We start from the raw sequence: 13705 nt of genomic DNA, 5'->3' as shown, positions 1-13705 counted from the left end.
ATGGCGAAGAATCCGCTGAACGCTCTGGCTGCGACCAGTACGAAGAGCAAGGTCATCGCCGGAGTCGCCGTCGTGGCGGTCGTGCTGGCCGGTGTCGCCTGGTGGGGGTTCGACAGGCTCAACACCACCACCATCACCGCGTACTTCGACAAGTCCGTGGGCATCTACTCCGGATCGGACGTCCGCATCCTCGGGGTGCCCGTGGGCTCGGTCGATTCGGTGACGCCGGAGGGCGAGCAGGTCAAGGTCGTCATGTCGGTGGACCGCAAGTACGACGTCCCCGCCGACGCCAAGGCCGCGCAGATCACGCCGTCGGTCGTCTCGGACCGGTACATCCAGCTCGCGCCCGCCTACAAGAGCGGTCCGAAGATGGGGCGCAATGCCACCATCCCGAAGGACCGCACCGCCACCCCGGTGGAGGTGGACCGGCTCTACAAGAGCATCACCGAACTCTCGGATGCCCTGGGCCCCAACGGCGCCAATAAAGACGGCGCGGTCAACGATCTGGCCCGCTCCGCCTCGCAGAACCTCGCGGGCAATGGCGACGCGCTCGCCAACAGTTTCACGCAGCTGTCCAAAGCCGCTGCCACGCTGTCGGATTCGCGCACGGACATCTTCGACACGGTGAAGAACCTGCAGCAGTTCGTGCACATGCTGGCCGATAACGACGCGCAGGTGCGCACGTTCAACACCCAGCTGTCCTCGCTGGCGGGATTCCTGTCCGATGAGCGCCGCGATCTCGGTGACGCGCTGAATCTGCTGTCGATCGCGCTCGGCGATGTGGCCCGGTTCATCGACAACAATCGAGAACTGGTGCAGAACAACGCGGATGCGCTGACCTCGCTGACCAAGACCCTCGCCGATCAGCGCGACGATCTGGCCAAGGCGCTGCCGCTCATCCCGACCGCGCTGAGCAACCTCATCAATGTGCACAACGGCGAGACCGGCACCCTCGATATGCGGCCCAACTTCACCGATCTGCAGAACCCGTTCGGGACCATCTGCGAGCTGCTGGATCTGGGCAAGCTGCGGCCGGGCGATCCGAAGTTCGACGCCATCTCGCAGCAGCTCAAGCCGATTCTCGACAATTGCGGCATCATCACCAGTCAGCTCGCGGCGGGCGTCAAGACGCCGTCGCTGGTCCTGCCGTTCGGCATTCTCAGCGGTGACAACGAGCAGCGCAACGTCGCTCCCGGCACCGTCCCCGGCAACCAGTCCGATCAGCAGCCGCCGTCGCAGGGAGGTGGACAGCGATGAAAGCCACTCGAATCGGTGTGCTGGCCACGAGCATCGGCGCGGTGACGTTGCTGGTGAGCGGGTGCGGCACCGGTGTGTACGGGGTGCCGCTGCCCGGTGGCGCCAATGTGGGCGATCACCCCATGCACCTGGATATCCGCTTCTCCGATGTGCTGGATCTGGTGCCGCAGTCGAGCGTCAAGGTCGACGGTGTGGCCGTGGGCCGGGTGGACAAGATCGAACTCGCCCCGGACGGCTGGACCGCCAGCATCAAGGTCGTGGTGAATTCCTCCGTGAACCTGCCCGCCAATGCCCGGGCCGAGGTGAAGCAGACCAATCTGCTCGGTGAGAAGTTCATCGAATTGTCCTCGCCCGCAAACGATCCGGAGCCCGACCGGTTGAAGGACGGCTCGACCATCAAGGTCGAGAACACCCGCACGGCCACCGAGGTCGAACAGGTGCTCGGCGCGCTGTCGCTGCTGCTCAACGGCGGTGGCGTGGCGCAGCTGCAGCCCATCGTCTCCGAGCTCAACAAGGCGCTCGACGGTCGCGACAACAAGGTCCGCGATCTGCTCGAGCAGGCGAATACGCTGATCAGCGGTCTCAACGACCAGGTGGACGACATCACCCGCGCGCTCGACAAGCTCGACACCCTCAGCACCCGGGTCGGCGCCCAGACCGAGCAGATCGGCAAGGTGCTCGACGAACTGCCGCAGGGCATCAAGATCCTGAACGAGCAACGGCCGCAACTGATTCAGCTGCTCAGTCAGCTGGATCGGGTGGGCCAGGCCGGTGTCGACGTGCTCGATCATTCCAAGGACAACCTGATCCAGGACCTGAGTTCGCTGCGGCCCACGCTGCAGGCGCTGGGTGCGTCCGCCGATGATCTGGTGACCGCGTTCCCGCTCATCCCGACCTATCCGTTCCCGGACGAGGCCATCAAGTCCTCGTTCGGCGGTCAGGTCAACACGTTCCTGTCGGTGGACCTGCAGGTCGGCACGCTGCTGTCGAATCTCGGTGTGGGCAAACCGGATCCGCAGTACCTGCCGCCGAACGGCCGGCAGGTGAACGTGGACCCGACCAACCCGTACTACAACGGCAACGGCCCGCGCGGCGGGTGGCCCACCATCTCGCTGCTGCCGCTGCCGCCCACCGTGGCGCGTCCCACGGATCAGCCCGGTCCGACCGATCCGCTGGGATCGATCCTGCAACAGCTGGGAGTGGGTGGTCCGCGATGAGCCGTCTGGTACGCAACCAGCTGATCCTGTTCGTGATCATCGCGGTGCTCGGCGTCAGCTTCGTCGGCGCCAAGTACGTGCGACTGAACAATCTGCTCGGCTTCGGCCTCTACAAGGTCAGCCTGCAGATGCCGGAGACCGGCAACCTGTCCAAGGGCGCCGAGGTCTCCTACCGCGGTGTGCCCGTGGGCCGGGTCGGCAATCTCGACATCACGCCCGACGGTGTGGTGGTCACGCTCGAAATGGACTCCGGGAAGCCGAAGGTGCCCGCGAGCGCCAAGGCCGTGGTCGCCGACCGCTCCGCCATCGGCGAGCAGTACGTCGACCTGCAGCCGACCAGCAATGGTTCGCCGTATCTGAAGGACGGTTCGGTCATCGTCGGCGCGACGCTGCCGATCCACGTCGAGGATCTGCTCGCCAGCGTCGACAATTTCGCGAAGACCACCGATCTGGCGGCGCTCAGCACCACCGTGACGGAACTGGGCAAGGCGTTCGACGGCAAGGGCAATGATCTGCGGGTGCTGGTGGACTCGCTCAACAAGTTCACCGCCACCGGTGTGGAATCGCTGCCGCAGACCCTCGCCCTGATCCGGGATGCCCGCAGTGTGCTTGCCACTCAGGCCGAGCAGGGTCCGGCCATCCTGAACTTCAGCGACGGCCTGGACAAGCTGACCGCACAGCTCAAGTCGAGTGATCCGGATATCCGCCGGCTCATCGGCACCGGCACCGATGCGGGCAGTCAGCTCTCGAGCCTGCTGAAGGAGAGCGGTCCCTCGCTCACCCAGGACCTCACCAATCTGCGCACGCTGCTGCTGACCGTCTCGCCGAAGTTCTACGCGCTCGGCCCGGTGCTGCAGATGCTGCCGCTGCTCTCGATCGGCGCCTCGGCGACGGCGCCCGGCGACGGCACCACCCACTTCGGCCTGGTGCTGGAAACCAACAACCCGCCCGCCTGCACCGTCGGCTACGAGGGCACCAAGGCCATCATCGATCAGATGAAGGCGCAGAACCCCAAGTTCGACGACACCCGCGACGACTTCCCGTTCAATACCGACGCGAAATGCACTGCGCCCCAAGGCAGTGACACCGCGGTGCGCGGCGGGGCGCACGCCGAACAGGCCGATCCCAGCCTGTCGCAGCCGTGGGACGACAAGCCCAAGACCGACCCGGAGAAGCTCAATCTGAACCCGGTCGCGAATCAGCTCGCAACGCTCATGGGTGTCACCCCGAAGCGGTGACGCAGCGTGGTAATGCGCACAGCCGAACGGTGATGCGCGGAGAGGAAAGTATGGTGTCGGCGTGAGTCAGCAAAAGGACAGCAATCCGGAGGTCGATCTCGGCGAGCCGACCGCCACACCGGTCGGCGAGAGCCATCCGGAGGCCGGCGCCACCGCCGGTCCGCAGCCCGAGGATGCGGCCGACGCCGTAGCCGACGGCACGTCCGCCGCTGATCGCGCCGTCGGCGGCGAGCCCGCCGCGGCCGCCGCCGATGAGCCCGAGCCCGTCACCGGTGCTGAGCCTGAGCCCGTCGCCGGTGCCGAATCCGGGACTGCCACTGGTGAGACCGCTGCCACGGCACAGTCGAAGCCGGGCCGCGACGCTACTTCCGCTGAATCCGATTCTGCCGCAAGCGAATCCGCCACCAAAACAGGTTTCGGCACCCGCAAGGCCGTGACCCTCGGCTCGATCGCCCTGCTGGCGGTCGCCGCGGTCGCCGCCGCCTGGTTCGGCGGCACCTGGATCGTCGGCGGGTTGCTGCGCGACCGGCCCAGGGCCGAGGCGCGGGACGCGGCACTGGTGGCCGCGCAGCAGGCCGCCATCAACATCACCTCGATGAATCTCAAGGACATCAACGGTTCGGTGGCGCTGGCCCGTTCGTCGATGACCGGTGATCTCCTCGCGGCCTCCGACAAGGGTGATGCGCAGATCAAGAAGTCGGCCGCCGACTCCAATGTGAATTCGACCGCCAAGGTGGTCGGTGGCGCGGTCACCGAGCTGAATTCCGAACGCGATCATGCCGCCGCGCTGGTCGTGTTCGAGGTGACCGAATCGGGCCCCGACAAGCCCGCCGACAAGTTCCGCTACACCTGGCAGGTCGATGTGACCCTGGACAAGGGTGTGTGGAAGGCCGATCAGGTGCAGTCGGTGGCGGATCCCGTCGCGCTCGGCTCGGCCGCGCCCGCGCCGCAGAACCCGGCCCCGGCCACCACCGCGCCGCAGTCGGCGAACCCGCAACCGGGCAACTAGGAGACCGCGATCATGGCCAATAAACGCCCCGTCAATCGCGTCAGCCCCAAGCGCCGCCCGGCCGCGCAGCGCAGCTCCGGCTCCCGCACCACCGCCGCCGACATCCGCGGTCCCGAGGCCCCGCGCCCCGCCGCCGAACGTGTGCCCACCGGCTCCCGTGCCGCGCGTTCGCGCTTCGGTGCGAGCCGTGGCGCCGAGGGCGCGAACCGCGGCCCCGATCTTTCGAAGAAGTCGTCCGCAAAGTCCCAGCGCACGCCGAGCGCACCCGGCGGCGTCTGGCGGACCTGGCGCACCGCGATCCTCTGCACGGCCGCGGCCGTGCTGCTGGCGGTCGTCGCGATCGTCGGCGTGCTGCGCCCCGGCGCGAACGACAGCAATCAGGCCTTCCTCGACAACAGCTCCACCAACGAGGTCAAAGCCGCCGCCACGAACGCCCTGACGACGCTCTACGCCTACAAGGCGGATTCGATCGACAAGGACAAGTGGAAGGCCGCGGTCAGTGCGGTGGTGACCGAGAAGATGAGCAACGACTTCCAGAAGTACATGGACACCACCGTCAATTCGATCAAGCAGGCCCAGGCCGACACCGTGGTCAAAACGGATCCGATCGGCGTGACCATGCTCACCTCCGACCGTGCTGAGCTGCTGCTCAACCTGAATGTCTCCACCGTGAAGGGCGGCCAGCCCGCACCTCTCGCGTCGGGCCCGATCGTGCTGCGCATGCAGAAGATCAACGGCCACTGGCTGGCCTCCGAAATCGCCGACAACTAGTCGCGCCCGGAGCTCTTCGGCGGGCCGGAACCGGCCCCTGAACGGGCGGTGTATCGCCTGGACCGCGGTACCGCACCGGTCGCTCCCAGCGATCTTGTAGTGGTGCAGGCGATTCCGTGGTTTGTCAACTTCTCGCGCCACTTGACGAGTTTCGTCCGACCCGTCACGCTATTCACAACAGCGGCGGCTGTCACAGGGGAACCAGACGCCGGCGAGGCCCTCGAGGAACGCAGCCAGCGGACAGCGGAGCCAGCCGGCAGAGGTGTGACGGCGTCGCTGAGCGGGACCCGATCTCACCGCCGTGCGGTGTTCGATCGGCCGCGGCGCGGTGGTCCATCTCACTGCAATGCGGTGTGGTTACCGCCACGACACGCTTCGGCGCGTTAGCCCTCCGGGGTTCACCACGGGTGGTACTTTGACACCCCCGTAGGTTTGGGTGTAGTTTTGGACGTTGCGCTGGCTGCCTCCTGTCCATACCTTGATCGCATCGTCGAAAGTTCCACCTTCCGGTGTTACTTCCGTTGCTTGCTGTTCGGGTTTCGTTCGGGTGCTACCAGCGGAATTCGTAGCAGACAAGCGACGGTCGCGGACCACCACGCGACGCGCGTGAGGTGCTGGAAGGACGCATCTTGGCAGTCTCCACCCAGACCAAGGCCGGTATTCCCGGAGCCCCGAAGCGGGTGTCTTTCGCGAAGATTCGTGAGCCCCTCGAGGTTCCGGGTCTTCTCGATCTACAAACCGACTCGTTCGCCTGGCTGGTCGGTTCACCGACTTGGCGGGAAAAGGCAGTCGCCCGAGGCGACGTCAACCCCTTCGGTGGGCTCGAGGAGGTGCTCGAGGAGCTTTCGCCGATCGAGGATTTCTCCGGTTCCATGTCGCTGTCCTTCTCCGACCCGCGCTTCGAAGAGGTCAAGGCCTCCATCGAGGAGTGCAAGGACAAGGACATGACCTACGCGGCGCCGTTGTTCGTCACCGCGGAGTTCATCAACAACAACACCGGTGAGATCAAGTCTCAGACGGTCTTCATGGGTGATTTCCCGATGATGACCGACAAGGGCACGTTCATCATCAACGGCACCGAGCGCGTCGTCGTTTCGCAGCTGGTCCGTTCGCCGGGCGTGTACTTCGACGACACCATCGACAAGTCCACCGAGAAGACGCTGCACTCCGTGCGCGTCATCCCCTCGCGTGGTGCGTGGCTGGAGTTCGACGTCGACAAGCGCGACACCGTCGGTGTGCGTATCGACCGCAAGCGCCGTCAGCCGGTCACCGTGCTGCTGAAGGCGCTGGGTCTCACGGCCGAGGAGATCGTCGAGCGTTTCGGCTTCTCCGAGATCATGATGTCCACCCTGGAGAAGGACAGCACTCCGGGCCAGGACGAGGCGCTGCTCGACATCTACCGCAAGCTGCGCCCGGGCGAGCCGCCGACGAAGGAGTCCGCGCAGACCCTGCTGGAGAACCTGTTCTTCAAGGAGAAGCGCTACGACCTGGCTCGTGTCGGCCGCTACAAGGTCAACAAGAAGCTGGGCCTGAACCTGGATCAGCCGGTTGTCGGTTCGACGCTGACGAAGGAAGACATCGTCGCGACGATCGAGTACCTGGTGCGCCTGCACCAGGGCGACCGGACCATGACCGCCCCCGGCGGCCAGGAGGTTCCGGTCGGCGTCGATGACATCGACCACTTCGGTAACCGTCGTCTGCGTACCGTCGGCGAGCTCATCCAGAACCAGATCCGCGTCGGCCTCTCGCGTATGGAACGCGTTGTCCGCGAGCGTATGACGACTCAGGACGTCGAGGCGATCACGCCGCAGACCCTGATCAACATCCGTCCCGTGGTCGCCGCGATCAAGGAGTTCTTCGGAACTTCGCAGCTGTCGCAGTTCATGGACCAGAACAACCCGCTCTCGGGTCTGACCCACAAGCGCCGCCTGTCGGCGCTGGGCCCGGGTGGTCTGTCCCGTGAGCGCGCCGGTCTGGAAGTTCGTGACGTCCACCCGTCGCACTACGGCCGCATGTGCCCGATCGAGACCCCGGAAGGCCCGAACATCGGCCTGATCGGTTCGCTGTCGGTGTACGCACGGGTCAACCCGTTCGGTTTCATCGAGACCCCGTACCGCAAGGTCGCGAACGGCCGCGTCACCGATGAGGTCAAGTACCTCACCGCCGACGAGGAAGACCGCCACATCCGGGCCCAGGCGAACTCGCCTGTCGACCTGGACGGCAACTTCCTCGAGGAGCGCGTCCTCGCCCGCCACGGTAACGAGGAAATGGAATACGTCGACGCGAACGCGGTCGACTACATGGATGTCTCACCGCGCCAGATGGTTTCGGTCGCGACCGCCATGATTCCGTTCCTCGAGCACGACGATGCCAACCGTGCCCTCATGGGCGCGAACATGCAGCGTCAGGCCGTGCCGCTGGTCCGTTCCGAGTCGCCGCTGGTCGGCACCGGTATGGAGCTGCGTGCCGCGGTCGACGCCGGCGATGTCGTCGTGAACCAGAAGGCCGGTGTGGTGGAAGAGGTTTCGGCCGACTTCATCACCGTCATGCACGACGACGGCACCCGCCGCTCGTACCGCATGCGCAAGTTCGAGCGCTCCAACCAGGGCACCTGTGCCAACCAGCGTCCGATCGTGGACGAGGGTCTGCGCGTGGAAGCCGGACATGTTCTCGCCGACGGCCCCTGCACCCAGAACGGTGAGATGGCGCTGGGCAAGAACCTGCTCGTGGCGATCATGCCGTGGGAAGGCCACAACTACGAGGACGCGATCATTCTGTCGCAGCGCCTCGTGGAGGATGACGTGCTCACCTCGATTCACATCGAGGAGCACGAAATCGATGCCCGCGACACCAAGCTGGGCGCCGAGGAGATCACCCGGGATATCCCGAACGTCTCCGACGAGGTGCTGGCGGATCTCGACGAGCGCGGCATCGTCCGCATCGGCGCCGAGGTTCGTGACGGCGACATCCTGGTCGGCAAGGTCACCCCGAAGGGTGAAACCGAGCTGACCCCCGAGGAGCGCCTGCTGCGCGCCATCTTCGGTGAGAAGGCCCGCGAGGTTCGCGATACCTCTCTCAAGGTGCCGCACGGCGAGTCCGGCAAGGTCATCGGCGTCCGCGTGTTCTCGCGCGACGACGACGACGATCTGCCTCCCGGCGTCAATGAGCTTGTGCGCGTGTATGTCGCGCAGAAGCGCAAGATCCAGGACGGCGACAAGCTGGCCGGCCGCCACGGCAACAAGGGTGTTATCGGCAAGATCCTGCCGCAGGAGGACATGCCCTTCCTGCCGGACGGCACTCCGGTCGACATCATCCTGAACACGCACGGTGTGCCGCGTCGTATGAACATCGGTCAGGTGCTGGAAACCCATCTGGGTTACATCGCCAAGACCGGCTGGCAGGTCGACGGTGAGCCGGAGTGGGCGCGCAAGCTCCCCGAGGAGATGCTCGGTCAGCCCGCTGACACGAATATCGCCACCCCGGTCTTCGACGGTGCGCGCGAGGAGGAGCTGACGGGCCTGCTGGCCTCGACGCTGCCGAACCGCGACGGCGAGAAGATGATCGACGACAACGGCAAGGCTGTACTGCTGGACGGTCGCTCCGGCGAGCCGTTCCCGTACCCGGTTTCGGTCGGCTACATGTACATCCTGAAGCTGCACCACCTGGTGGACGACAAGATCCACGCGCGTTCGACGGGTCCGTACTCGATGATCACGCAGCAGCCCCTCGGTGGTAAGGCCCAGTTCGGTGGTCAGCGCTTCGGTGAAATGGAGTGCTGGGCCATGCAGGCGTACGGCGCCGCCTACACCCTGCAGGAACTGCTCACCATCAAGTCTGACGATGTTGTCGGCCGCGTGAAGGTTTACGAGGCGATCGTCAAGGGCGAGAACATTCCGGAGCCCGGTATTCCGGAGTCGTTCAAGGTGTTGCTCAAGGAGCTCCAGTCGCTGTGCCTGAACGTCGAGGTGCTGTCCTCGGACGGCGCCGCGATCGAAATGCGCGATGGCGATGACGAGGACCTGGAGCGCGCTGCGGCGAACCTGGGTATCAACCTGTCCCGCAACGAGGCTGCGACGGTCGACGACCTGGCGCAGTAAGAGCGATCGGTCCGGGAGCGCTTCCGGCATTTGCTGAAAAGCGCTCCCGGGCAACGGATTTAGCGACTTTTGCTCATACTTGAACCCGAACAGGGGAAAGGAAGTTACGTGCTAGACGTCAACTTCTTCGATGAACTCCGGATCGGCCTGGCCTCCGCTGACGACATCCGACAGTGGTCGTTCGGCGAGGTGAAGAAGCCGGAGACCATCAATTACCGCACGCTCAAGCCCGAGAAGGACGGCTTGTTCTGCGAGAAGATCTTCGGTCCCACCCGGGACTGGGAGTGCTACTGCGGTAAGTACAAGCGCGTCCGCTTCAAGGGCATCATCTGCGAGCGCTGTGGTGTCGAGGTGACTCGCGCCAAGGTGCGTCGTGAGCGCATGGGCCACATCGAGCTGGCCGCGCCGGTCACGCACATCTGGTACTTCAAGGGTGTCCCGTCGCGTCTGGGCTACCTGCTGGACCTGGCGCCGAAGGATCTGGAAAAGATCATCTACTTCGCCGCCTACGTGATCGTCGGCGTCGATACCGAGCTGCGCCACAACGAACTCTCCACTCTCGAAGCCGAGATGGAGGTCGAGAAGAAGAACCTCGCCGATCAGCGTGATGCCGATCTCGAGGCCCGCGCCCAGAAGCTCGAGGCAGACATTGCCGAGCTCGAGGCCGAGGGCGCCAAGTCCGACGTCCGCCGCAAGGTGAAGGACGGCGGCGAGCGTGAGATGCGCCAGCTGCGCGACCGCGCCCAGCGTGAGCTGGACCGGCTCGACGAGATCTGGACCACCTTCACCAAGCTTGCGGTGAAGCAGCTGATCATCGACGAGATCATCTACCGCGAGCTGCAGGACCGCTACGGCGAGTACTTCACCGGAGCCATGGGCGCCGAGGCGATCCAGAAGCTCATGGAGCAGTTCGACATCCCGGCCGAGGCCGAGAACCTGCGCGAGACGATCCGTACGGGCAAGGGCCAGAAGAAGCTTCGCGCGCTGAAGCGTCTGAAGGTTGTCGCCGCGTTCCAGATGAACGGCAACTCGCCCATGGGCATGGTGCTGGACGCTGTCCCGGTGATCCCGCCGGAGCTGCGCCCGATGGTCCAGCTGGACGGTGGCCGCTTCGCGACCTCCGACCTCAACGACCTGTACCGCCGCGTCATCAACCGCAACAACCGTTTGAAGCGACTGATCGATCTGGGTGCGCCCGAGATCATCGTGAACAACGAGAAGCGCATGCTTCAGGAGTCGGTGGACGCGCTGTTCGACAACGGCCGTCGTGGCCGTCCGGTCACCGGTCCGGGTAACCGCCCGCTGAAGTCCCTGAGCGATCTGCTCAAGGGCAAGCAGGGTCGTTTCCGTCAGAACCTGCTGGGCAAGCGTGTCGACTACTCGGGCCGTTCGGTCATCGTGGTCGGTCCGCAGCTCAAGCTGCACCAGTGTGGTCTGCCGAAGCTGATGGCGCTCGAGCTGTTCAAGCCGTTCGTCATGAAGCGTCTGGTGGATCTCAACCACGCGCAGAACATCAAGTCCGCCAAGCGGATGGTCGAGCGTCAGCGCGCTCAGGTGTGGGACGTCCTCGAAGAGGTCATCTCCGAGCACCCGGTGCTGCTGAACCGCGCGCCCACCCTGCACCGCCTGGGTATCCAGGCCTTCGAGCCGCTGCTGGTCGAAGGTAAGGCCATCCAGCTGCACCCGCTCGTGTGTGAGGCGTTCAACGCCGACTTCGACGGTGACCAGATGGCCGTGCACCTTCCGCTGTCCGCGGAGGCGCAGGCCGAGGCCCGCATCCTGATGCTGTCCTCGAACAACATCCTGTCGCCCGCCTCGGGTCGTCCGCTCGCCATGCCGCGTCTGGACATGGTGACCGGTCTGTACTACCTGACTCGCCTGCAGGAGGGCGCGAAGGGTGAGTACCGCGAGGGCTCGAAGGATCACGCCGAATTCGGTGTGTACTCCTCGCCGGCCGAGGCGCAGATGGCTGTGGACCGCGGTGAGCTCACCGTGCGTTCGCAGATCAAGGTGCGCCTGACCGAGCAGCGTCCGGAGAAGGAGATCGAAGCCGAGCTGTTCCCGAACGGGTGGCAGCGCGGTGATGCGTGGCTCGCGAAGACCACGCTCGGTCGCGTCATCTTCAACGAGCTGCTTCCGGCGGACTACGCCTTCATCAACGAGCAGATGCCGAAGAAGCGTCAGGCGACGATCATCAACGATCTGGCCGAGCGCTACCCGATGATCGTGGTCGCGCAGACGGTCGACAAGCTGAAGGACTCGGGCTTCTACTGGGCCACGCGTTCCGGCGTCACCGTCGCCATGTCGGACGTTCTGGTTCCGCCGGAGAAGCCCGAGATCATGGCGCGCTACGACGCGCAGGCCGATCAGATCGAGAAGAAGTACCAGCGTGGCGCGCTCGATCACTCCGAGCGCAACAACGCCCTGGTCAAGATCTGGCAGGAAGCGACCGAAGAAGTCGGTCAGTCCATGCGTGCGCACTACCCGCCGGACAACCCGATCATCACGATCGTCGAGTCGGGCGCCACGGGTAACTTCACCCAGACTCGTACCCTCGCGGGTATGAAGGGCCTGGTGACGAACCCCAAGGGTGAGTTCATCCCGCAGCCGATCAAGTCCTCCTTCCGTGAGGGCCTGACGGTTCTGGAGTACTTCATCAACACCCACGGTGCTCGAAAGGGTCTGGCCGACACCGCGCTTCGTACCGCGGACTCGGGTTACCTGACCCGTCGTCTGGTGGACGTGTCGCAGGACGTCATCGTTCGCGAGACCGACTGTGGCACCGAGCGCGGCATCATGGTCGCGATCGCGGAGAAGCAGGCCGACGGCTCGCTCATCCGGGACGCGCACGTGGAGACCAGCACCTACGCTCGTACGCTGGCCACCGACGCGCTGGACGCCAAGGGCAATGTCGTCATCGAGAAGGGTCACGATCTCGGTGACCCGGCGCTGGACGCGCTGCTCGAGGCCGGCATCACCGAGGTGAAGGTCCGCTCCGTGCTGACCTGCACCACCGGCACCGGCGTGTGTGCGACCTGCTACGGCCGCTCGATGGCGACCGGCAAGCTGGTCGATATCGGTGAGGCTGTCGGTATCGTCGCCGCGCAGTCCATCGGTGAGCCCGGTACCCAGCTCACCATGCGTACCTTCCACCAGGGTGGTGTCGCGGGCGAGGACATCACCGGCGGTCTGCCCCGCGTGCAGGAGCTCTTCGAGGCTCGTGTGCCGAAGGGCAAGGCCCCCATCGCGGAGGTCTCCGGCCGGGTGCGCATGGAGGACGACGACCGCTTCTACAAGATCACCGTCATTCCCGACGATGGTTCCGAAGAAGTGTTGTACGACAAGCTCTCCAAGCGTCAGCGTCTGCGGGTGTTCAAGCACGAGGACGGTTCCGAGCGCCTGCTCGCCGATGGCGATCATGTCGAGGTCGGCCAGCAGCTGCTGGAAGGCTCTGCGGATCCGCACGAGGTGCTGCGCGTGATGGGCCCCCGTCAGGTGCAGATCCACCTGGTGCACGAGGTCCAGGAGGTGTACCGGTCGCAGGGTGTTTCCATCCACGACAAGCACATCGAGGTCATCGTTCGCCAGATGCTGCGCCGCGTCACCATCATCGATTCGGGTGCGACGGAGTTCCTGCCCGGTTCGCTGGTCGAGCGCGCGGAGTTCGAGAACTCGAACCGCCGCGTGGTCGCTGAGGGTTCCGAGCCGGCTTCCGGCCGCCCGGTCCTGATGGGTATCACCAAGGCATCGCTGGCCACGGATTCGTGGCTCTCGGCGGCCTCCTTCCAGGAGACCACCCGAGTGCTCACCGACGCGGCCATCAACTGCCGCTCCGACAAGCTGATCGGCTTGAAGGAGAACGTGATCATCGGCAAGCTGATCCCGGCCGGTACCGGTATCAACCGCTACCGCAACATCACGGTTCAGCCCACCGAAGAGGCGCGCCAGGCCGCGTACGCGGTGCCGTCCTACGACGACACCTACTACAGCCCGGACGGCTTCGGCACCACCACCGGTGCCGCAGTCCCGCTGGACGACTACGGCTTCAGCGACTACCGCTGAATCCCTAGCTGAGGCACAAACATTCGGCCCCCGCTCCGTTTCGGAGCGGGGGCC

At 65.2% G+C, this 13705-nt stretch carries 7 protein-coding genes; all 7 read left to right on the top strand.

What is annotated here, in order from left to right:
- The 7 genes from OG326_RS40555 to OG326_RS40525 all read left to right on the top strand — a co-directional run bounded on the left by OG326_RS40555 (position 1) and on the right by OG326_RS40525 (position 13651).
- On the top strand, positions 1 to 1257 hold the full coding sequence (locus OG326_RS40555; protein WP_327142385.1) for an MCE family protein: 1257 nt from the start codon (positions 1 to 3) through the stop codon (positions 1255 to 1257).
- On the top strand, positions 1254 to 2474 hold the full coding sequence (locus tag OG326_RS40550; RefSeq protein ID WP_327142384.1) for an MCE family protein: 1221 nt from the start codon (positions 1254 to 1256) through the stop codon (positions 2472 to 2474). Before OG326_RS40555 ends, OG326_RS40550 begins: the two co-directional genes overlap by 4 nt.
- On the top strand, positions 2471 to 3712 hold the full coding sequence (locus OG326_RS40545) for an MlaD family protein (RefSeq protein WP_327142383.1): 1242 nt from the start codon (positions 2471 to 2473) through the stop codon (positions 3710 to 3712). The genes OG326_RS40550 and OG326_RS40545 overlap by 4 nt, the downstream gene beginning before the upstream one ends.
- Before the next feature lie 61 nt (positions 3713 to 3773).
- Positions 3774 to 4721, top strand: a complete 948-nt coding sequence (locus tag OG326_RS40540; RefSeq protein ID WP_327142382.1) for a hypothetical protein — start codon at positions 3774 to 3776, stop codon at positions 4719 to 4721.
- 12 nt (positions 4722 to 4733) lie between these two features.
- On the top strand, positions 4734 to 5492 hold the full coding sequence (locus tag OG326_RS40535; RefSeq protein WP_327142381.1) for a hypothetical protein: 759 nt from the start codon (positions 4734 to 4736) through the stop codon (positions 5490 to 5492).
- Between the two features lie 611 nt (positions 5493 to 6103).
- On the top strand, positions 6104 to 9589 hold the full coding sequence (gene rpoB, locus OG326_RS40530) for a DNA-directed RNA polymerase subunit beta (protein WP_327142380.1): 3486 nt from the start codon (positions 6104 to 6106) through the stop codon (positions 9587 to 9589).
- A gap of 108 nt (positions 9590 to 9697) precedes the next feature.
- A complete protein-coding gene (locus OG326_RS40525) occupies positions 9698 to 13651 on the top strand; it encodes a DNA-directed RNA polymerase subunit beta' (RefSeq protein WP_327142379.1) in 3954 nt (1317 codons plus the stop codon).
- Positions 13652 to 13705: the final 54 nt, after the last annotated feature.

This window comes from Nocardia sp. NBC_01327 (assembly GCF_035958815.1).
Taxonomy (GTDB): Bacteria; Actinomycetota; Actinomycetes; order Mycobacteriales; family Mycobacteriaceae; genus Nocardia.
Note: the sequence above shows the minus strand (reverse complement) of the source record. Positions and strands in the feature narration are given on the sequence as shown.